At 67.4% G+C, this 21604-nt stretch carries 27 protein-coding genes; 21 read left to right on the plus strand and 6 right to left on the minus strand.

Annotation, left to right across the window (positions count from 1 at the left end; all coding sequences use genetic code 11):
- Positions 1-195: 195 nt before the first annotated feature.
- Complete coding sequence (locus tag ACFVBH_RS03025) at positions 196-564, plus strand: VOC family protein (protein ID WP_378999246.1); 369 nt, start codon at positions 196-198, stop codon at positions 562-564.
- A 223-nt stretch (positions 565-787) separates the two neighbouring features.
- A complete protein-coding gene (locus ACFVBH_RS03030; protein WP_378999249.1) occupies positions 788-1018 on the plus strand; it encodes a hypothetical protein in 231 nt (76 codons plus the stop codon).
- 108 nt (positions 1019-1126) lie between these two features.
- On the opposite strand, the gene ACFVBH_RS03035 is transcribed toward ACFVBH_RS03030, so the two are convergent.
- Positions 1127-1765 carry a helix-turn-helix domain-containing protein gene (locus tag ACFVBH_RS03035; protein WP_354986224.1) on the minus strand — a complete coding sequence of 213 codons (639 nt, stop codon included), beginning with the start codon at positions 1763-1765 and terminating at the stop codon, positions 1127-1129.
- Positions 1766-1919: 154 nt separating this feature from the next.
- Here ACFVBH_RS03035 and ACFVBH_RS03040 point away from each other — a divergent pair, with 154 nt between their 5' ends.
- The 10 genes from ACFVBH_RS03040 (at position 1920) to ACFVBH_RS03085 (ending at position 11119) form a co-directional block, all read left to right on the plus strand.
- The gene (locus ACFVBH_RS03040) at positions 1920-2789 is read left to right on the plus strand and encodes an alpha/beta fold hydrolase (protein ID WP_378999252.1); all 870 of its coding nucleotides are present in this window, start codon (positions 1920-1922) and stop codon (positions 2787-2789) included.
- Entirely contained in the window at positions 2786-3808 is a 1023-nt protein-coding gene (locus ACFVBH_RS03045; RefSeq protein ID WP_378999254.1) for a VOC family protein, read from the plus strand. The genes ACFVBH_RS03040 and ACFVBH_RS03045 overlap by 4 nt, the downstream gene beginning before the upstream one ends.
- Complete coding sequence (locus tag ACFVBH_RS03050; RefSeq protein ID WP_378999256.1) at positions 3805-5505, plus strand: bifunctional 3-(3-hydroxy-phenyl)propionate/3-hydroxycinnamic acid hydroxylase; 1701 nt, start codon at positions 3805-3807, stop codon at positions 5503-5505. The genes ACFVBH_RS03045 and ACFVBH_RS03050 overlap by 4 nt, the downstream gene beginning before the upstream one ends.
- Entirely contained in the window at positions 5502-6314 is an 813-nt protein-coding gene (locus tag ACFVBH_RS03055) for a 2-keto-4-pentenoate hydratase (RefSeq protein ID WP_378999258.1), read from the plus strand. Before ACFVBH_RS03050 ends, ACFVBH_RS03055 begins: the two co-directional genes overlap by 4 nt.
- A complete protein-coding gene (locus tag ACFVBH_RS03060; RefSeq protein WP_378999260.1) occupies positions 6311-7249 on the plus strand; it encodes an acetaldehyde dehydrogenase (acetylating) in 939 nt (312 codons plus the stop codon). The genes ACFVBH_RS03055 and ACFVBH_RS03060 overlap by 4 nt, the downstream gene beginning before the upstream one ends.
- Positions 7246-8256 (plus strand): 4-hydroxy-2-oxovalerate aldolase, encoded by a 1011-nt coding sequence (dmpG, locus tag ACFVBH_RS03065; protein WP_378999262.1) that lies wholly within the window; start codon positions 7246-7248, stop codon positions 8254-8256. The genes ACFVBH_RS03060 and dmpG overlap by 4 nt, the downstream gene beginning before the upstream one ends.
- 45 nt (positions 8257-8301) lie before the next feature.
- The gene (locus ACFVBH_RS03070) at positions 8302-9435 is read left to right on the plus strand and encodes an amidohydrolase family protein (RefSeq protein ID WP_378999264.1); all 1134 of its coding nucleotides are present in this window, start codon (positions 8302-8304) and stop codon (positions 9433-9435) included.
- 149 nt (positions 9436-9584) lie between these two features.
- Positions 9585-10166 carry a hypothetical protein gene (locus ACFVBH_RS03075; RefSeq protein ID WP_378999267.1) on the plus strand — a complete coding sequence of 194 codons (582 nt, stop codon included), beginning with the start codon at positions 9585-9587 and terminating at the stop codon, positions 10164-10166.
- A gap of 126 nt (positions 10167-10292) precedes the next feature.
- Entirely contained in the window at positions 10293-10565 is a 273-nt protein-coding gene (locus tag ACFVBH_RS03080) for a hypothetical protein (RefSeq protein ID WP_378999269.1), read from the plus strand.
- A 77-nt stretch (positions 10566-10642) separates the two neighbouring features.
- Positions 10643-11119, plus strand: coding sequence for a nuclear transport factor 2 family protein (locus ACFVBH_RS03085; protein WP_378999271.1), 477 nt, complete (start codon positions 10643-10645; stop codon positions 11117-11119).
- Positions 11120-11206: 87 nt separating this feature from the next.
- On the opposite strand, the gene ACFVBH_RS03090 is transcribed toward ACFVBH_RS03085, so the two are convergent.
- Positions 11207-11635, minus strand: coding sequence for a DUF6892 domain-containing protein (locus ACFVBH_RS03090; protein WP_378999273.1), 429 nt, complete (start codon positions 11633-11635; stop codon positions 11207-11209).
- An 88-nt stretch (positions 11636-11723) separates the two neighbouring features.
- On the opposite strand from ACFVBH_RS03090, the gene ACFVBH_RS03095 reads away from it, so the two are divergent.
- Positions 11724-12299, plus strand: a complete 576-nt coding sequence (locus ACFVBH_RS03095; protein WP_378999275.1) for a chloramphenicol phosphotransferase CPT family protein — start codon at positions 11724-11726, stop codon at positions 12297-12299.
- Between the two features lie 79 nt (positions 12300-12378).
- Positions 12379-13524, plus strand: coding sequence for a TfoX/Sxy family DNA transformation protein (locus ACFVBH_RS03100; protein ID WP_378999278.1), 1146 nt, complete (start codon positions 12379-12381; stop codon positions 13522-13524).
- Between the two features lie 109 nt (positions 13525-13633).
- On the opposite strand, the gene ACFVBH_RS03105 is transcribed toward ACFVBH_RS03100, so the two are convergent.
- Positions 13634-14782, minus strand: a complete 1149-nt coding sequence (locus tag ACFVBH_RS03105) for a LuxR C-terminal-related transcriptional regulator (protein WP_378999280.1) — start codon at positions 14780-14782, stop codon at positions 13634-13636.
- A gap of 111 nt (positions 14783-14893) precedes the next feature.
- Here ACFVBH_RS03105 and ACFVBH_RS03110 point away from each other — a divergent pair, with 111 nt between their 5' ends.
- Both ACFVBH_RS03110 and ACFVBH_RS03115 read left to right on the plus strand, forming a co-directional pair.
- Positions 14894-15364 (plus strand): grhN, encoded by a 471-nt coding sequence (locus ACFVBH_RS03110; RefSeq protein WP_378999282.1) that lies wholly within the window; start codon positions 14894-14896, stop codon positions 15362-15364.
- 6 nt (positions 15365-15370) lie between these two features.
- Positions 15371-16162, plus strand: coding sequence for an MBL fold metallo-hydrolase (locus tag ACFVBH_RS03115; protein WP_378999284.1), 792 nt, complete (start codon positions 15371-15373; stop codon positions 16160-16162).
- Between the two features lie 34 nt (positions 16163-16196).
- On the opposite strand, the gene ACFVBH_RS03120 is transcribed toward ACFVBH_RS03115, so the two are convergent.
- Positions 16197-16736, minus strand: coding sequence for a hypothetical protein (locus ACFVBH_RS03120; RefSeq protein ID WP_378999287.1), 540 nt, complete (start codon positions 16734-16736; stop codon positions 16197-16199).
- A 343-nt stretch (positions 16737-17079) separates the two neighbouring features.
- Between ACFVBH_RS03120 and ACFVBH_RS03125 the strand changes: the two genes are divergently transcribed.
- Positions 17080-17712 carry a hypothetical protein gene (locus tag ACFVBH_RS03125; RefSeq protein ID WP_378999289.1) on the plus strand — a complete coding sequence of 211 codons (633 nt, stop codon included), beginning with the start codon at positions 17080-17082 and terminating at the stop codon, positions 17710-17712.
- 31 nt (positions 17713-17743) lie between these two features.
- On the opposite strand, the gene ACFVBH_RS03130 is transcribed toward ACFVBH_RS03125, so the two are convergent.
- The gene (locus ACFVBH_RS03130; RefSeq protein ID WP_378999291.1) at positions 17744-18073 is read right to left on the minus strand and encodes a hypothetical protein; all 330 of its coding nucleotides are present in this window, start codon (positions 18071-18073) and stop codon (positions 17744-17746) included.
- 128 nt (positions 18074-18201) lie between these two features.
- Between ACFVBH_RS03130 and ACFVBH_RS03135 the strand changes: the two genes are divergently transcribed.
- Positions 18202-18567, plus strand: coding sequence for a DUF6086 family protein (locus ACFVBH_RS03135; RefSeq protein ID WP_378999293.1), 366 nt, complete (start codon positions 18202-18204; stop codon positions 18565-18567).
- A 63-nt stretch (positions 18568-18630) separates the two neighbouring features.
- The gene (locus ACFVBH_RS03140; protein WP_354986204.1) at positions 18631-18903 is read left to right on the plus strand and encodes a hypothetical protein; all 273 of its coding nucleotides are present in this window, start codon (positions 18631-18633) and stop codon (positions 18901-18903) included.
- 27 nt (positions 18904-18930) lie between these two features.
- Here the strand turns inward: ACFVBH_RS03140 and ACFVBH_RS03145 are convergent, their stop codons facing one another.
- Positions 18931-19527, minus strand: coding sequence for a hypothetical protein (locus ACFVBH_RS03145; RefSeq protein ID WP_378999297.1), 597 nt, complete (start codon positions 19525-19527; stop codon positions 18931-18933).
- Positions 19528-19720: 193 nt separating this feature from the next.
- Between ACFVBH_RS03145 and ACFVBH_RS03150 the strand changes: the two genes are divergently transcribed.
- Both ACFVBH_RS03150 and ACFVBH_RS03155 read left to right on the plus strand, forming a co-directional pair.
- Positions 19721-21043 (plus strand): alpha/beta hydrolase family protein, encoded by a 1323-nt coding sequence (locus tag ACFVBH_RS03150; RefSeq protein WP_378999299.1) that lies wholly within the window; start codon positions 19721-19723, stop codon positions 21041-21043.
- Positions 21044-21175: 132 nt separating this feature from the next.
- The gene (locus tag ACFVBH_RS03155) at positions 21176-21598 is read left to right on the plus strand and encodes a DoxX family protein (protein WP_354986201.1); all 423 of its coding nucleotides are present in this window, start codon (positions 21176-21178) and stop codon (positions 21596-21598) included.
- Positions 21599-21604: the final 6 nt, after the last annotated feature.

Here is a 21604-nt window from a genome sequence, read left to right on the forward strand (position 1 = left end):
AGCTCGTTTCTCTCGAACGCGAGCGACGGACCACCAGACCGTCGGACCCGAGCGTTTCCGGACCGCCGCGTGCTGGCCGGCCGGGTTCTACGAGTCGCCGGAGGGTCCCCGACCGGTGTCGTGTTCTTACAATCGCCGGCGACATCTGCGTTGCAGACTTGGGCTGACAGGAACGTTGTTGCGAAAGGAAATCACATGTCGGTTGCCACGCTGAAGATGCTCACCCTGGACAGTGCCGACGCGCGGCGGGACGCGGAGTTCTGGTCCGCCGCGCTCGGTTGGGAGATTGCCCACGCGCAGGACGAGTACGCCATGCTCACCGGTCCGGACCACGCGCTGGGCTTCGGCACGGTCGCGGACTATCAGCCGCCCACTTGGCCGAACGAGAACGGAACCAAGCAGTTCCATCTGGATTTGGCGGTCGAAGACATCGAGGTGGCCAGCAAGCAGCTGGTCGAGTTGGGCGCTACCGTGCCGGAGTTTCAACCGGGCGAAACCTGGCGGGTGCTGCTGGATCCGAGCGGCCACCCGTTCTGCCTGACGCTCGCCGGGAATTGGAGCTAGAGGACCGGTCCGGCCGGTTCTGATCAAGTCTCCACGAATGCCGCGGTGCGCTGACCGATCCGGTCGGCGCGGCCCGGCAGGCGGCGAGCCCCACCGCGGCCGGGAGCATTCGCTTGCGTCGTGAACACCCATACCCCACCCCCGGTCACCGCCGAGGCCCGCGATTCCGAAGAACCCGAAAACCGCTTGCGGACAACGGGTTGCGCAGCGGACGCCGGCGGCGATGACCGTTTTCGTGTGTGCCCGTTGTGGGACCCGCCTGAGCCGCGCGGTCCGCGAGGTGCCGTGGACTGCACGCCTGCTGGACTTGCCCGCACATTCAGGCGACGAGGTCGACTTCCCCGCAGTGGATGTGCCGAGGATCGACCGGGCACGCCGACGCCAGCATGAGCTGGCCGACCAGTTCTACAACGACGAGCTCACCCCCGCCGACAGCTACTACGAACCGCCGTGACGGTGCATCAGATGCACGGCTGCGGAACGCCGACCCCGTAGCGATCGGCCACAGCCCGCGACGTCGGGCTTGTTCAGGATCTCCCGACAGCGATCAGCGCGGGCCGTCTCAGATTTCCGGAATTTCCGGCAGATCCCCCGAGCTCAGTCGCCGGGCGGTCCGGCTGTTCATGCCGAACATCCGCAGCACGCGGAAAGTCATCTCGTCGGAGAGAGCGTCCGCATCGGCGGCGGGGTCGGCGTCGAGCAACTGGAGCAACCCGAGCAGCGCGCCACCGGCCGCCATGACCGCCAGATCGGCATCCATCGGCTCGAACCGGCCCGCCTCCTGGGCGGCGCGGATGTCGCGGCGAGCGCGGGGGGCGAGGCCCTCGTCCCGCAGCATCACGGCCATGCCGGAGTTCAACACCACCTTGACCATTTCCGGGAGGCGGCGCTGGAGCCGCCCGGTCATCCGGAAGCTCACCGCGAACACCTCGGCGGGGTCGTCGTAGAGCGCGACGATGCCGTCGCGCATCTCGCTGTAGACCTGGAGCGCCGAGCGCACCGCTTCGTCGAAAAGCTGCTCTTTGGAATCGAAATGGTTGTAGAAGGACCCGAAGCCGACATCGGCGGCGTCGGTGATGTCCTGAATGCTGACCGCCGACCTGCCTTCGGACAGGAACTTGCGCGCCGCGCCGAGCAGCGCGTTGCGGGTGCGCTCGCGCCGGCGGTCGGTGCGAGTGGGCACCACTGATTCGGCTGCCATCGGCCCCTCCCCTCGTTGTCCGGACGAATCATATCTGAGGAAACGGTCAGTTGCGATCGTGAGCGATCACTCATTCTGATCAAATCATCAAAATCGTCTTGACAGCGAACTTCATCTTCACTGATGATTTCATCAACAACTCGTGGAGGTGGCCGTGACAAGCACTGACAACGGAGTCGAAGCCGGGCGAACGGTCCGGGTCGGCGACCGAGACATCTTCTACACCGAGGCGGGCTCGGGTCCCGCCGTCGTGCTGCTGCACGGCGGCGGCCCGGGCGCGTCGGGATTGTCGAACTACTCGCGCAACATCGAGGTCCTGGCGCGGCGGTTCCGGGTGATCGTGCCCGACCTGCCCGGTTACGGCCGTTCGAGCAAGCGCGTCGACCAGAGCGACCCGTTCGGCGACCTGGCCGCCGCGTTCGGCGGCCTGCTCGACGTGCTCGAGGTGCCCCGCGCCCACCTGATCGGCAACTCCTACGGCGGAGCCGCCGCGTTGCGCCTCGCGATGGATCGCCCCGAGCAGGCCGAGCGGCTGATCCTGATGGGGCCCGGGGGAATCGGCACCACGCGCTCGCTGCCGACCGAGGGTCTGCGCGCACTGCTGTCCTACTACACCGGGGCCGGGCCCAGCCGCGAGAAACTCGCCCGGTTCCTGCGCGAGCACCTGGTGTACGACGCCGCCACGATCACCGAAGACATGATCGATGCCCGCTATCGGGCTAGCCTGGATCCGGAGGTGACGGCCAACCCTCCGCTCCGCCGCCCCTCGGGACCGGCCGCCCTGCGCACGCTGTGGCGGATGGATTTCACCCGTGACCCGCGACTGCGCTCCGTCGCGCATCGGACCCTGGTGATCTGGGGCGAAGCCGACCGGGTCAACCGGCCCGGCGGCGGGCGCATGCTGGCCGAGCGAATGCCCAACTGCGACCTGTACCTGGCCGCGCGCACCGGGCACTGGGTGCAATGGGAACGCGCCGACCTGTTCAACGATCTCGTCGGTGCGTTCCTGGACGAGTCACGATGACCGAGCACCGGGACGACGGGATATCCGTATACGGCGCAGTGCATCTGGGCTATCTGGCCGTGCAGTCGCGGCGGCTGGCCGACTGGGAGCGCTTCAGCGCGCTGGCCATCGGCATGCACACCGATCGTCTCGACGCCGACACCCTGCGCCTGCGCCTGGACGACCGCGCATGCCGATTCCTGATCCGGCGCGGACCCGCCGAAGACGTGACCGCGCTGGGCTGGCATGTCGATGACCACACCACCTTCGACCGAATCCTGGCGCGCGTCAGCGATCGCGGCGTGCCGATCCAGGAGGGCACCGCCGAGGAGAGCGCCCTGCGCGGGGTCGAACGGCTGTGGCGCTTTCCGGGACCGAAAGGCCTGGCCACCGAAATATTCACCACCCCGCTCAGCGCCGGCGAGCCCTTGCGAATGCTCAGCTCCGGCTGGGTCACCGGCGAGGCAGGCCTGGGCCACGTCGCTATCACTTCCCGGGAACCGGAGGCGATGCACGCCTACTACCGGACACTTTTCGACTCCCGGCTCTCGGACTTCATCGACGAGAACATCTCCGGACTGCGGATGAAGATCCGATTCCTGCGTGTCAACGAACGCCACCACTCGATCGCGGTCGCCAACATCCGCGGCCTCAAGATCGACCCCGTTCGCACCCGCGTTCAGCACGTCAACATCCAGTCCGCGACCCTCGAGGACATGCTCGCCGCCTACGGCCGGGTGACCGGTCTCGGATTCCGGATGGCGTGGTCGGTCGGACAGCACACCAACGACCGCGAGCTGTCCTTCTACTGCGTCACCCCCTCCGGCTTCGAACTCGAAGTCGGCTGGAACCCCGTTGTGGTCACCCCGGAACTGGACGCCGCCTGGACGGCGACGACCTATCGGGGCATCAGCATCTGGGGCCACCACACCGTCGCGGAATCCCCGCTGGACAAACTCGCCCAGCTCCGCACCGCGGCCGCGCGCCTGCGCAGCCCGGAGATCACCGTCCCCGAACTCACCGGAAGCGTTGGCAGATGAGCGAATTCGACCACGAGGTCGTCATCGTCGGACTCGGCCCGACCGGGTTGACCCTGGCCAACCTGCTGGGCCGGCACGGCATCGACGTGCTCGTCCTCGAGCGCGAGCCCGACTACTACGGCCTCGCCCGGGCGGTCTACACCGACGACGAATGCCTACGGGTCTTCCAGAACGCCGGTGTCGCTGACGAATTGGCCGCCGACATGAACATCGACTCCACCGTCCAATGGGTCCGCGGCGACGGCCGAATCCTGGCCCAGTTCAACCAGATCGAGCGCCCGCTGGGCTGGCCGGTCTCGAACTTCCTGTACCAGCCCTACCTGGAGAACGGCCTCGAGCGCGCATTGGGCCGCTACCCGCACGTCACCGTGCGCCGCGGCCGCGCCGTCGTCGGATTCGACCAGGACACCGCGGCGGTGCGGGTCCGGCATACCGCCTGTTCCGGCACCGGCTACGGCACCCGCGATGCTCGGCTCGAGCCGGACAGCACCGAAACCGTGCGCGCGAAGTTTCTCGTCGGCTGCGACGGTGGCCGCAGCATCGTGCGCACCGAACTCGGAATCGACATGTCCGGCACCAGCTTTCCCGAGCGCTGGCTCGTCGTCGACCTGAAGGCCCGCGACGGTGTCGATGCGTTCCGGCACCTGCCGTACTTCGATTTCGTCTGCGATCCCGAACTGCCGATCGTGTCCTGTCCGCAGCCCGACGGCCATCACCGGTTCGAATTCATGCTGCGCGCCGATCAAACCAAAGAGCAGATGGAGGACACGGACACCGTGCGCCGCCATATCGCCCGCTATGTCGACCCCGACGAAGTCGAGGTGCTGCGCAAACTCGTCTACACCTTCAACGCCGTGGTCGCCGACCGCTGGCGCGAGCGCCGGATCCTGCTGGCGGGCGACGCCGCGCACATGACCCCGCAATTCATCGGCCAGGGCATGAATTCCGGTGTCCGCGACGCCGACAACCTGTCCTGGAAACTCGCCGCCATCCTGCGGCACGGCGTGGACCCCGAGATTCTGGACAGCTACGAACGCGAACGCCGCCCGCATGCCGAGGCGATGATCGCGCTCTCGGTCTTCAACAAGAACGTTGTCTCACTGGGTAATCCGATGCTGGCCGCGGCGCGCGACATAGGCATCCGTACGGCGGCGCGGTTACCCGTGCTGGGTGAGTTGATCAGGACCGCGAAGATCAAACCCGCGCCGCGCTTCCGGCGCGGGTCCTACCTCGGACTGCCCCGCCCGCTGATCCGCGGCGTCCAGGGCCGGCTCGCGCCCCAACCCGAGGTCCGCACCTACCACGGGCGACATCTGCGGCTCGACGACGCGCTCGGCGCCGGATTCGCCGTCCTTGGCTACGCCGCCGACCCGCGCCAGGCCTTCTCCGCCGCGGATCTCGAGACCCTGCGGGCGCTGGGCGCACGCTTCGTCACCGTCTACCCGCTCGGGGGACGCCCCCAGGGCAAACCGGGACAGGGCCGCGAGGACATCACCGACATCGAGGACCACACCGGTGTGCTGACCCGCTGGTTCCGCCGCGCACGGCTGCGTCCCGGCGGCGTGGTCCTGCTGCGCCCCGACCGGTACGTCTTCGGCACCGCGATGCCGGGACAGGCGGCGACGCTGATCGGCGCCGTCAACAGACAGCTTCGACCCGAGTTCGCGGTCGCCACCCGAGCCCAGGAGACCCGATGACCTCCCCCACCGACGCTCCGGCCGTTCTGACCGCGGCCCAGCGGCTGCTGAACGCGACGACGACCGGAATTCCCTGCGCGCCGATACGCGATCTCCTCGGCCGCGAGGACGTCGCGGCCGCCTACGCGGTCCAGAACATCGGGACCCGCCGTCGCAAGGCCGCCGGTGCGCGCGTGGTGGGCCGCAAGATCGGCCTGACCTCCCCGGCGGTGCAGCGCCAACTCGGCGTGGACCAACCCGACTTCGGAGTCCTGTTCGCCGACATGCAGATCCCGCAGACCACACCCGCGCGGCGACCCGCCCTGCTGCAACCGAAGGTCGAGGCCGAACTCGCCTTCGTCCTGGTCCGCGACCTCGACCACGACGCGCTGGACGCGCGGACCGTGCGGGCCGCCGTCGGTCACGCGGTGGCGGCGCTCGAGATCGTCGACAGTCGAATCGCCCACTGGGACATCAGCTTCGCCGATACCGTCGCCGACAATGCCTCCGCCGGCTGGTTCACTCTCGGCCGGGAGCGGCTCGCGCTCAGCGACTTCGAACCCCGCGACCTCACCATGCGCATGACCGTCGACGACGCGCTCGTCTCCGAGGGCAGTGGCGCGGACTGCCTGGGCGACCCGCTCGAAGCCCTGGCGTGGCTGGCCCGCACCGCCCGTGAGTTCGGAGATCCGTTGCGCGCCGGGGACATCGTGCTTTCGGGCGCGCTCGGCCCTATGGCGCCTTTGGCGCCCGGCGCACGAGTCCGTGCCGAGTTCTACCTCGACACCCTGGTCAGTACCGTCGATTTCAGTTGGGAGCCCCGCGCATGAGCCGCACCAAAGTCGCCGTCATCGGCTCCGGAAACATCGGCACGGACCTGTTGATCAAGGTCCTGCGGCTTTCCCGGCACCTGGAGCCGGCCGCCATGGTCGGCATCGACCCGGACTCCGACGGCCTCGCCCGCGCCGCCCGCCTGGGCGTGCCGGTCACCTCGGACGGGGTGCGAGGCCTGATCGCCATGCCGGACTTCGCCGATATCGAGATCATCTTCGATGCCACCTCCGCCGCGGCCCACCGAGCCAACGCCGCCGCGCTCGCGCCGCACGGCAAACGCCTCATCGATCTGACGCCCGCCGCGATCGGCCCGTTCGTGGTTCCGGCGGTCGATCTCGAGCAGCACCTGAACGCGAGCAACCTCAACATGGTCACCTGCGGCGGCCAGGCCACCATTCCGATCGTCGCCGCCATCAGCCGCGTCACCGAGGTGCCCTACGCCGAGATCGTCGCCGCCATCGCCTCGAAATCCGCCGGCCCCGGCACCCGGGCCAATATCGACGAGTTCACCGAGACCACCGGCGCAGCCCTGCGTGTCGTCGGCGGCGCCCGCCGCGGGCGCGCGATCATCGTGCTGAACCCGGCCGAACCGCCCCTGATCATGCGCGATACCGTGCTCGCGCTGATCAACGACCCGGAAAACACCGCGGCCCAATCGATTCGCGACTCGATCGCGCGGATGGTCGACTCGGTCGCGGCCTATGTGCCGGGCTATCGGCTCAAACAGGACGTACAAATCACACCCGTGCCGCCGGGAACTCCGGTGCACACCCTGACCGCCGAGCCGGTGACCCATCAGGTCTCGGTGTTCCTCGAGGTCGAGGGCGCGGCTCACTATCTGCCCGCCTACGCCGGCAACCTCGACATCATGACCTCCGCGGCCGTGCGCGTCGCCGAACAGATCGCTACCGCCCGGGAGCTGACCCGATGACCAGCGTTTATCTCCAGGACGTCACCCTGCGCGACGGCATGCACGCCCTGCGCCACCGCATCACCCCCGAGCGGGTGGGCGCCATCGCCGCCGCGCTCGACGCCGCCGGTGTCGACGCCGTCGAAATCGCCCACGGCGACGGGCTTTCCGGAGGCAGCCTCACCTACGGCCCCGGCAGTCACACCGACTGGGAGTGGATCGAGGCCGCCGCGGCCGCACTGCCCCGCGCCCGGCTCACCACGCTGCTGCTACCCGGCATCGGCACGCGCGCCGATCTGCGCCGCGCCTACGAACTCGGCGTTCGTTCGGTGCGCGTAGCCACCCACTGCACCGAAGCCGATATCGCCGCCCAGCACATCGACTGCGCCCGCGAACTCGGCATGGACGTATCCGGTTTCCTGATGATGAGCCATATGAACACACCCGCCGGGCTCGCCGGGCAAGCCAGGCTGATGGAATCCTATGGCGCGCACTGCGTTTACGTCACCGACTCCGGTGGCCGACTGACCATGGACGGCGTGCGCGAACGGGTCCGGGCATACCGCGAAGTACTCGAACCGAGCACCGAGATCGGAATCCACGCCCACCAGAACCTGTCGCTGGCGGTCGCCAACAGCGTCGTCGCCGTCGAGGAGGGCGCCACCCGGGTGGACGCGTCGCTGGCGGGTCTGGGTGCGGGCGCGGGCAATACGCCCCTGGAGGCGTTCACGGCCGTCGCCGAGCTGACCGGATGGCAGCACGGCGCGGACCTGAACGCCCTCACCGACGCCGCCGACGACCTGATTCGCCCGCTGCTGGACCGGCCCGTCCAGGTGGACCGCGAAACGCTGACGCTCGGCTTCGCGGGTGTGTACTCCAGCTTTCTGCGCCACGCCGAAAACGCCTCGGCGACCTACGGGCTCGACGTTCGTACGCTGCTCACCGAAGCCGGCCGGCGCGGTCTCGTCGGTGGTCAGGAAGACATGATCGTCGACATCGCCCTGGATCTGATGTCCGCGCGCGGCTGAGTTCCCTTCGACGCCTTCGCACATAGAGAGTTAGAGAGATTCCGCATGCCGTTCCGTCCGTTCTCCCCCGCGCCCACCAGCCGACGCCGCCTGCTCGGCGGGGCCGCGGGCGCACTCGGCGCCACCGCGCTGGCCGCCACCGGGCTCGGCTCCGCCCAGGCCGCGCCCGCGCGCCGCCAGTCCCCGCCCTCGGGCACGTACCGGATCGACCTGCACGCGCACTGCCTGCCGCCGGACTATCGAGCCTCGCTGCTCGAGCACGGTCACCTCACCATCGGCGGTTATCCGACCCCGAACTGGTCGCCGGAGGAAGCGATCGCGTTCATGGACTACTACGGAATCCAGGCTCAGGCGCTGTCGATCTCCGACCCCGGCGTGTCCTACCTGCCCGGCCCCGAGGCCATCGACATGGCCCGCTACTGCAACACCTACGCCGCCGACCTGTTCCGCGCGCACCCCACCCGGTTCGGCGCCTTCGCCGTTCTGCCGATGCCCGACGTCGCCGCCTCCATCGCCGAGGCAATCTACGCCCTGGACACACTCGGTCTGGACGGGGTGGTCCTGCTGACCGCCTACAACGGCATCTACCTCGGCGACCCGCGGTTCGAACCGCTGATGATCGCGCTCAACCAGCGCAAAGCGTTCGTGTTCGTGCACCCCGCCGCCATCCCCGCCGACGCCAAACCCGAACTGCCCCTGCCGGATTTCCTGGAAGAGTTCACCTTCGACACCACCCGCGCCGCCACGCTGATGATGGCCACCGGCATGACCCAGCGCTATCCCGACATCCGCTTCCAGCTCTCCCACGCCGGCGGCACGGTGCCGTTCCTGTCGCACCGGATCAGCGTCGCCTCGCAAACCGTGCTCGGTGAGCTGTGGCCCGAGAGTCTGCCCAGGCCTTCGGTACTGGACACGAAAAATCAGATTTCGCGCTTCTACTACGACACCGCCCTGAGCGCCTCACCCGCCGCCATGGCCAGCGTGCTGGCGGTCACCGCACGCGACCACATAGTCTTCGGCTCCGACTGGCCCTTCAGCGCCGCGACCCTCCCCCAAACCGGCGACCGCGACCCCGCGCCCGGTCTCAGCGATGTCTTCGACAGCGCCCAGCGCATGGAGGTCGAGCGCCATAATCCGCTCCGCCAGCTGCCCCGCCTCGCCCGGGCGGTCGAAGGGTGACCACGGTGCTGGGCCACTGTCGATGCGCGACCGGGACAACACCGGGCCGCCACGAAAGTGGCGTGGACCGGATGCGCTGACCTGCCGCATCACCTGAGTCGTCGCGCACTCTCGGCCGAGTGTCGTTGTGGCTGGCTACGATTCGCGACGTGTCACATTTCTTGAACGTATACCTCCTCGATCTGATCGAGCTCGAGGCCGTCATCGGGTCCGGGAACGAGGAGTTCCTCGGCCGGCTGCTGGCCGAAGCGCCCGATCATGATCCGGAGTGCGGCTTCTGCGAGCCGTGCGAGTCATCGGACTGCGAGGGTCCCGACTGCGAGGAATGCGAGTACTGCGAGGACGCGCAACTGCCGCACGCGCTGCGGACAATTTTCGCCGGAGGTCCCTTCAACGAGGTTTACGCTCACGCCTACGTTGCGGCGTTGGAATCGATTTGCCAGGGCCTCGGCACGTCGGCGGGCGAGGTGAATTTCTGGTTCGGCTACGAAGGTCTTCCGGACGTGATCCTGACTTTGGCGAGCAGCATGGACGGCAGGGACCCATTCCCGTACACCGAGGACAACGGCTGGGGCCATATCGGCAAACAGGGCTGCGCGGACCAGTTGGCCGAATGGGAGACCATCGCCGCCGGGCCGGACGACCACGGCGGCTACGCGGATTCGATCGTCGACTGGTTCCGTCAGTCCACATCCGACAAGAAAGATCTCATCGGCTTCTGGGCCGGGTAGTCTCTGCCGATCGGTGGCCGCGTCGGCACCCGAATAGTCAACTGCCGCATACCGGGTCGTGGCCACTAACATCAGCCCGGTTCGGCGCGTTCGTACCTGTCTTGGGGGATTCTCGTGGGTGGCTTGATGAAGTTCGTCTTCAATCTCTTCTTCGGCGACCTGATGTGGATCATGATCGGTGGCCTGGTTCTGCTGTTGGTAGCCGCCTTCGCCTGGGAAGCGGTCGCCGCGGCGGTCTACTGGGTCTCGAGCTTCTTCCGAAGAGACCACGAACCCGATGAGCAACCGGAGCGGCCGTCACACCCGAACCGCAGCGCCCGAACTCTCGAACGCCGCAAGGCGCGCGTCGCCGAACAACGAGCCGCACTCCGAGCGAAGCACTCCGACGGATTGCGATAACGCCATCGAAATCGCTTGCATGACAACGCATGTGCCACGCAAGATCCGCGCAAGGACGAGTGCGGATAGTGGCTGCTATGACTTCCTCCTTTGAAACCGAATTCGAAGATCGCACACGGATCAGCAACCTCGTGAGCCGCTATTACAGCGCGGTCGACGAGAAAGCCGTCGACAGAGCCCTTGTCGAAGCGGTGTTCACGCCTGACGGAAGGTGGGTCAGTCCGACCGGGATAGCCCGAGTCGGGCATGAGGCGATCGCCGATCAACAGATCGCAGCGGTGGCCATGTTCCGCGCCACCCACCATGTCACCTCCGACCACTTGGTCGACGTCGAGGGCGATTCGGCTCGGCTGCGTGCAAATCTGACCGCTATGCACCTGTGGGGCGTGGAGGCCGGCGATTCCGCCGCACTCGAATCGCACTTTCTGGCGGGAGGAGTATTCGAAGGCGTCGCGCAGCGGACCGGTGCGGGTTGGCGGCTGTCCGAGTTACGACTGCGGATCGTCTGGCGGACCGGTGCATTGCCGATTCATGTCGCGCCCGAGTCACTGTGAGGGAACGACGCACGAGGCGAGCGCGGACGGGCCGAAACATGCGCGCGTGGCTTTCGGTGTGATGCGCGGGGTTGTCGAGTGCCCGGGTCAGTCGATCAGCTCGATGCCTCGGGCACGCAACACCGCTTGAAGCTCGGAGTCGAGCCACTCCGCACCCAGTACGCGCTTCAGATTCGGGAGGAGGTGGAGGTCGTCGAGGTTGGCTACGTCGAACTGCGAGCCTTCCCCATCCCAGTGCGGGCAGCAGTCGAAGTAGATCTGGCAGCCGCCGTCGAAGATGAGCTGTTCGACCTCGGCGAGCAGTTCAGCGGGGAGTTCGAGCTCCTCGAAGTAGGTTTTCGCCTCGGGGACAACCTGGTCCCAGTAGTTGTCGGCGGAGTATTCCCACAGGTCGCCGTCGAAGCCCTGGGCGCTCAGCGTGGTTTCGAGGGACCACGGTTCGAGCTTGGGTGAGCCCTCGTACATTAGTGCTTCGATAACTGCCAGTTTGAGATTGAAGTCGACGAACCTAGTCACGGGTCCAAACTAGCGGCGGCCTACGACAGCAGCGGCGCTGCGAACCGGTGGACGTCACCCGGCGCGGCACCGGGACTACGGTTGGTTCGTGATCTCGACCTTCGAGGGTGCACCGGCCGGGCAAATCATTCTGCTCAACGGCGTATCGAGTTCGGGGAAGACGAGCCTGGCTCGGCAGCTTCTTCTTGACCTCGACCGGCCGTTCTTCCATATCGGGGTGGATATGGTCGGGGCGATGCGTTCCGAACCGCAGACCCGCCTGTTGGAGCAGGATGCGCTGCAACAGGTGTTGCGCCGGACGCGGGCGGGTTACCACCGTGCCGTCGCCGCAATGGCGTTGGCCGGCAACGACATAGTGATGGATCACGTGTTCAGTGAGCCATGGCGTTTGCTGGACTGCTTGGAAGTCATGACCGGAATCGACGTGGTGTTCGTCGGCGTTCATTGCGCGCCCGGCGAATTGGCGCGACGGGAGAAACACAGGGGCGACCGCGCCGTCGGCACCGCGGTGGCGCAGTTGGCCGCCACGCATGGGCACGGCATCTACGACTGCGAGACCGATACGAGCGCAAGCACTCTGGCCGAGTGTTCGGACGAGATTCGGCGATGTGCCGGCTCGCTGTCGACCCCGCGCGCATTCGACCGGCTCCGCGCCGAACTCTGATGCGGCCGACTCCGCGGGGCGATCGGGGGCACTAATTTCGGTTGCGAGGCCGTCGGCCGACGTGGTCTTTTGAAGCCCTATGAAGCAGCAGAGACCGGCTACCGCCCGGGCCGTCACGGACGGCATGAAGCTGCACCGGCATTCGGTGCAGCGATCGGATCGTGTCCGCACGATCATCACCCTCCGGCCCGGCACGCGAGCCAGATTCAGCACCAACCGTTTTCACGACACCTGGCATGTGCTCTCGGACGACCATGGCGCGCAGCTGCTGGCACGACTACTGTGGGGGCTTGCGTATCAGGCCCGGCCCGGCACCGTTGTGCTCATCGACCGCTCGTTCCTCACCCCGAATCCGTTCGACGCCGATCCCGCCGACCCGATCGTGATCGTGCCCGGCTGGTGCACGAAATTCGACGATCACGCCGCGCGCCACATGCAGAGCCGACTACCCCTGCGTCAACCGGACGGCACGGTGCGCTGGCATACATTCGGCCTGGATCGAGCGCTCGAACCCGAAGCAAGCGAAAGCTATTGGGATCGTCGACGATTCCGCAAGGACAAGGGCAGGATCTCCCGCCGGTCCGGGCTGCTCGTACTGACTCCCCATACCCCGGACGAAGCCCGCGACTGGGCGCTGCAGGCGGCCGGTCTCGACCCGAGCGGCGGGTGGGGTTCGGACTACACCTACCTCGGCGACTGGGACTACGGCTACGAGGGCGAGGTGCAGATCTTCCGCCGCTTCCGCCAGATGGTGAGTGTCGCCTCCACGGCCCGCGCACAGGTACTCGACGGCCCCAACCCGCCGACCGACCCCGACGCTCTCCGCCCGGCGGTGTGGCATCGGGCGGAACACGTCCGCGGCGACGCCCACCTCCGAGTTCGCGAATCAGGTTCCGGCGGTTACCAACTCGGCGACGCTGCCGCCGCGAAACTCGCCCACGCCGATGTGTCGAATCTCGAGGATCTGGCGACGGTCGGTCCGGCGGAGGCGTACCGCCGCATGCGCGCGGCCGGGGTACCGGGCCTCGACCGCGAGATGCTCTGGGCGATGGAAGGCGCACTGACCTACCGTGATCGGCGCAATGTCTCCGCCGACAGACGCAAGGAGCTGCTCGCCGAACTCGGTGACGAGCCGCCACGCCAGTCTGCGACGCGACGTACCGGTCGCGGCCCCATGCAATCGGGCCCGTACAGGCGGGGTCAGCGCGTCGGTCGGCGCGCATAGCCGCTCCGAAGAAGCGCCCCGGCAACCGTCACTGAAAAGAGAAGAGCCCGTTCAGGACTCGAACCGGTCGAGGGGTCGCCCGGTCGAACGGAGATTGCGACCAGCACCCTCACCCGGCGTGACCCGGCGACAGCCAAGGCTCCCCCCGCACCGGGCGATCGTCGAGCACCCGGCGCTCGTTGTCGCGCAACCTCGGCTCGTAGAACGCGAAGAACACCTTCCCGACCAGATCCCGGCGGCTGTGTACCCCGGTCTTGTCGAACACGCTTTTGAGGTGTTGCTGGACCGTGTGGGCGGATAGCACCAGATCCGCGGCAATCTGGGAGGTCGAGGCGCCCTGCAGGACCAGGCGGGTGACGTCCTTCTCGCGTTCGGTCAGGCCGTAGGCGGACATCAGGAGCGGGTACAGGCGGCCGGGAGCGGCGGGCTCGATGATCACCGCTATCCGGCGGTCGCCGGTCGAGTTCAGGCACGCGCCGTGTAGCACCACCCAGGTTCCGGAGTGGGACAGCACCCGCACCACCGTGATCTCACCTCGCTCGGGATGGTCGGCTGCCCGGAGAGTCCGGCCGGCGAGGGTGAGGACCGCGGACGGCAGGCGGCCGGTCGGCCAGTCGCCGTCGGGGAGGTCGGCGAGCCAGCGATCGACGCCGGGCGTGGTGGACTCGACGTTGCCGGCGCTGTCGAGAATGAGCAGGCCGGGAGAATCGACCGACTCGGGCTCGCGGGCCTGGCCCAGCAGCAACGCCGACCGGGCGCCCTCGGCGAGCACGGACGCCACCGATCGCACGAAGTTCTTCTCGGCCTCGTCGAACATCGGCGCGCCGGGTTCGCGGTAGAGCGCCAGCGCGCCCCACACCTCGCCGGACCGCGTGCGCAGACCGGTCACGAGCTCCTGATCCCCGCCCATCTCCATGTTCCGGTGCCAGCGCGGACTGCTGGCGGGATCACCGCCGGTCGCCTCGTGCAGGGTCGACATGCCCGACTTCGAACGGGCCACGTCGACAAGCTGATTGACGTCCTCGGTGTAGTACTCGCTGACCAGCCAGTCGCCCGGGAACTCGTCGAGACCGCGGTGGAAGTGACTGGTGATCAGCAGCGAGGCCGGGTCCAGGGTGTAGAAGCAGGGCGTCCAGTAGTGCGGGACGACGACCGCGAGCACCTCGGTCGAGGCCTGCCACAGCGACACCAGATCACGGGGCTCGGCGCACAGCCGGCTGATCTTGTCCGCGGCACGCTGCCAGGTATCCGCGCTCATCAGACAACGGTACGACCCCTGCGGCCGCCGCGAAATGCCACATTTCTGGTATTACCCGGTGACCGGCGGATCCCTACCGTCAGCGGTATCCGAACCATCCAGGAGCCCGCGATGACGACAACCACACCCAAGGTCCGGTTGGCTCCGCCACCCCCGGCCCTCATGCGCATGATCAACCCGTTCGTCCGGCGGATACTGGCGGATCCCCGGCTCAGCCGTCGCATCGACCTGCAGGTACTGCTGGAATGCACCGGCCGGATCAGCGGCAGGACACTGCGGATACCGGTATGCCTGCACACCATCGACGGCGTGCCGACGGTATTCACCGAACGCCCGTGGCGGCTGAACTTCACCGACCCCGCACCCGTCACCATCACCCGGCACGGACAGGTCCGGGCGGGTCACGCCGTCCTGCTGCACCCGACCCCGCACGAGCTGGGCGCGGCGCTGCGACAGGCCCTCGATCACGGCGCGACGCCGTTCGAGCTCGGGCTCAAAGTCAGTCGCGGTCACGAACCGACCGTCAAGGATCTGTCGGCCATCACGCGGTGCATGATCCGCGTCGATTTCGATCAGGAGTGAGATCCCATGGAGATCAACAGGATAGGACGCGACATCAGCGTCCTGAGCGATTGCCAGCCGGTGCCGGGCATCGGGTTCATCCCGGTCAACGCCTTCGTACTGCACTCGGCCGAGCCCGTTCTCATCGACACCGGGCTGCCCGGCCGCGATTTCACAACCGCGCTGGGTTCCGTCCTGCACCCGAGCGACATCGAGTGGATCTGGATCACGCACCCGGACCGTGACCACACCGGTGCGCTGCGCGAGCTGCTCGACCTCGCACCGCGCGCACGGCTGATCACCACGTTCCTGGGAATGGGTTTGATGTCGATGGAGGCTCCCCTGCCGATGGACCGGATCTACCTGCTCAATCCGGGCCAGTCGCTCGATGTGGGCGATCGGCGGCTCACCGCGTTCCGGCCGCCGCTGTTCGACAACCCGTCGACCACCGGCTGCTTCGACGAGCTCACCGGCGCCTGCTTCACCTCGGACTGCTTCGGCGCGCCCATGCCGTCCGCCGAGCTGGCCGGCTGCCCTGATGTCGGCTACCTCGACCGAGCCGAGCTGCGCGAGCGGCAACTGCTCTGGGCGACCGTGGACAGCCCGTGGGTGCACAACGTCGACAAGCCGCGCTACCTCGACACCCTCACCGCCCTGGCAGGATTCGACCCCGCACTGATCCTGGGCACCCACCTGCCCCCCGCGCCCGGCCGCACAGCGGAGTTCCTCGACATGCTCGCCGCCGCGCCCGATGAGAAGCCGTTCGTCGGTCCCGACCAGGAGGCCCTCGAACAACTTCTCGCTACATTCGAGCCGTGAGGGTGTCGATGTCGTTCAGCCGCAAGACTGCACGCTAGCAAAAGTCGAGCCACCACCAGCCGCCACCCAACTCCATTGTGGGGCAGATGGGTTCGCCGAATCCGTTGTACGGTCCGGGATCCGGTCTGCCAACGAAATGCCCGTAACCGTGAGCATCGTCCGGGATCCCGATGTAGTCGGGTACGAACCGCACCGGGTGTCCGCCGCTGGTTCCGATCACGGCCACCTTGCAGTTCGCCGACACGAAGCACAGGTGTGCGGGCAGATCGACACCGTAGTAATCGATTTCGCCGTCCGCGGGAAGGTCGATCTGCGCGGCAGCGGAGAACGCCGGTCGCTCGACCCAAAACCTGATCCGGGCGGTGGCTTCCGAGTCGAAGTAGAGCAGGACCGAGCCGCCGACCCCGATCAGTGCGAGCACCGCGGTTGATATCCGCGGCCACAGCCGCTGGTCACGGCCGGCCAGGAACAGCATGAGCACGAAGCCGGCCACGACCGACATGAAAACTCCCAGCAGCAGCGGAATGGCGAAAATCCAGAACCGGGTGAAGAACCAGCCACGATGAAGCGTCACCCCGAGCATGAACACGGCGAGGACAAAGGCACACGCGGGGACGGGGTTTCGCAATGCGTTGACGAGCATCACCGAAACCTACGGCGGCGATGTGCAAGAAATGCGCGGGAATTGTGTGGATCGTGTGCGCGAAGAACCGAGTTGCCGCACCCCGCGCCCACTCTCTCGCGGCCTTACGGCTCCCACTCCGAGAGGCGTTTCGACCCGGCATCGAACATCCGCCGAAATGTCGTCACCGCACTGTACGGTCTGGGTGTATTGGTACGAAGGTCGCGCTCAGCGCCATACCGGCGGGGGCGTGCGCGCTGGACCGAGTTCAGCGCCACCGCAAAGGAATCGATCCATGGGCTACCCGGGATATCCACCCAACCCCCAGCCGCAGTGGGGGCAGCCGCAGCAATGGGGGCAGCCGCAGCAGCCGGTCAAGCCGTCGCTGTGGTGGATCGTGCCGGGCATCGTCGCGATCATCGCGGGGATCGTCGGCGCCGCCGTGTTCGGTTTCAGCGCGTTGTTCCAGGCCCTGGACGAGGTCGACGACTATCAGCGGGTGCAGTCCCCCGGATCGGGCGAGGTCAGTCTGACCGCCGACACCGACTACACGATCTACCTCGAATACTCCGGTGCGAGCGAGTACGGCCCGCAGGGCGATGTGTACGTCACCCTCACCGACCCCTCGGGCGACAGTGTTCACCTGACGGACCCCAAGGGAACCACGACCTACCAGGTCAACGCCGTCGAAGGCCGGGCCGGGTTCACCTTTCACACCGAGCAGGCCGGCAGCTACCTGCTGACCGGCGAGAGTTCCGCACGGATCACCCTGGCGGTCACCGAGGGGTCGCCCTCGGCCGCCTTCGGAACCATCGGAATCGCGCTGGGGATCGTGGCGGCCGGATTCGTTGTCGGCCTTGCCATCATCGTGACGGTGGTGATCATGCGCGGGCGCAATCGGAAGCCATTCGGGTTCCCCAGGCAGTAGGGACCGAATCACGAAAGAGGCTTTGCGCCGGTCACTTCGGTGGCGCGGCAGGGGCGCTGGTCGGGATTACGGGGTGATAGTCCGTCGGCAGGGGCTTGATGACCACCGGCTGAATCAGCCGATTGTTGCCGACCGGGGCCGGATCGGGTTCGTAAAAGAACACCGTCATGCCGACGGCCACCAGCGTTATCGCGACGACCGCGCCGGCGATCGGCTTGACCAGCCTCATCTCATTGCCGAGTCTCGAGCGCAGTGTCGATTCGGAATCGTCCGGCATGTCGGCCCCCTGCCGCGTCAGCGTCTTCGACAGGTCCGTCGGAGTGCGGATCTCGACCGTTACACGAGTTGACGAAAGTCCCACCCTGCCTTGGGTTTAGCCAGCAGCGGGCAATCGTTCGATCGCTCGGAAGACTCCCGTGTGTCAGATTCAATGACGCCCGACGCTGCCAGCAGAATTGCTGCCGGACCCAGCACCCGAAGGGAGTTGCCATGAGCATGTATTTCCAGATGGGCGACCGCGACCTATGGAATCCCGGTAACCGGTCCGGGGCGATGTTCGTTTCGCTCGCCGAGGCCATGAGCCCGATTGTGGAGAAGCCAACCGGGCTACGGGCGCAGGAATTCGACCCGGGAACCATCGACGTGGATATCGAGCAATTTCGCGCGTTCACCGTGGCACTGGCCGACGCGTACGGGACGACGCAGAACATGGTCTATCGCCGGATGGTCGAGACGATTCTGGCGATCTGCCTGGTCATCACCGAGCGCGCCGGTGTTTCGGTGGAGATCGAAACCCGCGGTCCGTCCGGGCTCGGTGATCGCGTCGCGGAACTGACCCGTGCAATGGCGCGGTGATTGGCTGAACAGCCGTCCGAATCGGCATACGAGCGGGCGCATCTCACGCTAGTGTCTGGCCACATGCCAACCCTGCCGCGGTTCGTTTCCGCTGTCGCGCTCTTCTTCGGGCTGGCCCTGGCGATGCCGGCGATCGCGACGCTGTTGTTCGCGACCCTGCGGCACCCCGAGTGCGCGATGATCCCGGACTCCGTCGGACCCTGCGACTACTGGGGCCGGGTCGCCGAGTACGGGCCGTTCATCATGGTGGCGGGGACGATTGTGATGGCAGCGCTCGAAGGGGCGGCGCTGGCGCTGTTCGCGATCGGTTACGGCGTGCGCAGGATCGCCCGGTAGGCGGATGCCGCCGATCGGGCCCGCCGATCAGGCAGTCCACGCGCTGATTCGCACGATGGTCTCCGTGGCGGTTCCCGCGACCAGTACATTCCCGCGGAACCCCGTGTTGCCGCGGCCGGTCAGATCGCTGAGCACCAAGTCCTGCCGAATGGCGCAGTCGATGCCGGACGCCAGCTCCGTCAGGTTTCGCTCCGTCAGTTCGGCGCAGGTCACCGGCCGAGCCGCGGGCTGATCCACCGTTTGGGGTGGGCGGGCGCGGAAAAGTGTTGGGTAGCGCTCGAACTCGGACGGCGGGCCGGTGAACGAACCATTGAAGGCGCAGCTCTTGATCGCGTCGCCTTCGCAGATCGAGGTCATCGATATCAGGCGCCAGTTGTCGGGGATGTGGATGTGGAACTCCCGGGCCATCTTGTCCCTGGCGTCGCTGTCGGTGAGGTTCGTCTTGACGACCTCGGGGACGATCAGCGAGTCGGCCAAACCCGCGAAGCGGCTCCAGACCAGAACGAGGATCGCGACGACCACCGCGCTCAGCGAAGCCAAGCCCAGCAGCATCAATGCAGCGGCCTTCGAACGTTTGCTCGCGCCAGCGGGGGTCGAACCATCTTGCCGCGCAATGAATCCCATCCGGTCCTCCCTGACCGAGATCCTACGCACGCAGCGAGCCGCCACGCGCTTTTCATCCCGAAAGCCGGTTGAGCTCACCCGGGCGGCACCGGGCAGCCTCCCGACCGACGTCGGTTGGAACGACGCGGCCGAACGTCGTCGCGGAAAGAGTCTCCGGACAAGGGCGGCCCGAAATCGACGGCCAGATCTCAGATTGGCGGCGGTCCGGGGCGGTGGCACACGTTCCCGCTATGGTGGCTCGCGTAGCTGTCTGCGGACACGGCCGAAGACCTCATTGTCGGGAACCCGGGAGGGTATTGCCTTGCTGAACAGGATATTTCGGATCGTTGCGGTTGTGTTCGTGCTGGTATGGGGCTTCACCGGCGTGGTCGCGCGGGCCGAACCGGATGTCTCGCAGCAGGTGGTGCTGACCCTGCCGGAGCCGACGGGTGAAGACGCCGTCGGGGTGGTCGATCTGCATCTGGTCGACGGCTCGCGGCGGGATGCGTACGGGCCGGGCGGGGCCCGCGAGCTGATGGTCAGCGTGTGGTATCCGGCCGCGGCGGAGGCGAGAAGTCCACGGCGCGCGTGGCTCTCGCCGAACATGGCGCGGATCTATGCCGGCAGCCTGACTCGGGTCGGCGCTGCGACGGACGGACAGTGGGTGTTCACGCCCGGGCACGGCGGGGTCGGGGCGGACGCGGAGGCCACCGGGGGACGGCGGCCGATCGTGATGTTCTCGCCGGGGCTGGGAATGCCGCGCGAGCTCAGCACCGCGCAGGCGGAAGATCTTGCCAGTCATGGATTCGTCGTCGTCACCATGAGCCATACCTACGAGTCGGCCGCCACGGAATTCCCGGGTGGGCGGATCGAGCGCAACGCGCTGCCGGTGGCGAAGGACGCGGCCGAGGCCGAGAGCCAGGTCGCGGCCGCGCTGGCGACGCGGGTGGCCGATACGCGGTTCGTGCTGGACGAACTCGGCGACATCGCGGCGGGAAAGAACCCCGACGCGGCGGAACAGCCGCTCCCGGCGAATCTCGCGCGGGTGCTCGATATGTCGAAGATCGTCATGTACGGCCATTCACTCGGTGGCGCCACCGCGGCGCAGGCCATGCACGACGACCCGCGGATCGCGGCGGCGGCCGATCTCGATGGGGGCCTGTGGGGTTCGGTGGCCCGAGACGGCGTGGACCGGCCGTTCATGCTCATCTCCGGGAATGCGGCGAGCCGGGCCGATGTCCCGGGGTGGCAGCAGTTCTGGGATGCCACGCGCGGCCCGAAGTTCCACTTCCGCCTCGTCGGCGCGCAACATCATTCGTTCTGCGACAACCAGTTCGTGGCCGCACCGCTCGTCGCGGCCCAGCGCCTTCCCGCCGCCGCCGCGGCGGAACTGGTCGGCACGATCGACCCGCAGGTTTCCCTGGCCCTGCAGAACGTGTACCTGCGCAGCTTCTTCAACACGGCGCTGGGACGATACGACCGGTTGCTGCAGGCGCCGGGCGATCTGCTGCACCCGGACATGGTCCCCGTTCCCTAAAAGCGGACCCGCTTCGGTCTCGGATGACGATTGCCGGCGTCACCACCGTTCGCGACAGGATTGCCAGATTCACCGTCCCGACCGAATCGGCAACTCGCGCTATCGTGCATAGGAGACGCTGGGAGGTAGCTGATGGCGGGTGACGGCGGGTATGCACCGGAGTTGCGGCCCTATGTCGTGTTGCTGGCACGGCTGGTGCTGGGGGTGAACTTCGTACTGTCGGGCACGTCCGCGCTGGCCGGGTGGCCCAACGCGAGTCCGCAGGCCACCCCGGGTGAGTGGCCGTGGTGGTGGGCGGGACTCTTCGAGCTCATCGTGGGCGTGCTGCTGATCCTCGGGGCCTACACGTTCTTCGCGGGGCTGTTCGGGGCCGGGATGATGGCCTACGCCTATATTTTCGTGCACGCCAAGGGGAGTCCGGACCGGTGGTGGGACGCGTACGGCAATGGCGGGCAGGCGGCCTCGGCGTTCGGGGTCGGGCTGTTGTTGATCGCGTTCTTCGGGCCGGGGGCCGCCGCGCTGTCGCTCGGCGCGCGGCGGACGAGCAGGCGCTGACCCCGC

This window comes from Nocardia sp. NPDC057668, assembly GCF_042799795.1.
Classification (GTDB): domain Bacteria; phylum Actinomycetota; class Actinomycetes; order Mycobacteriales; family Mycobacteriaceae; genus Nocardia.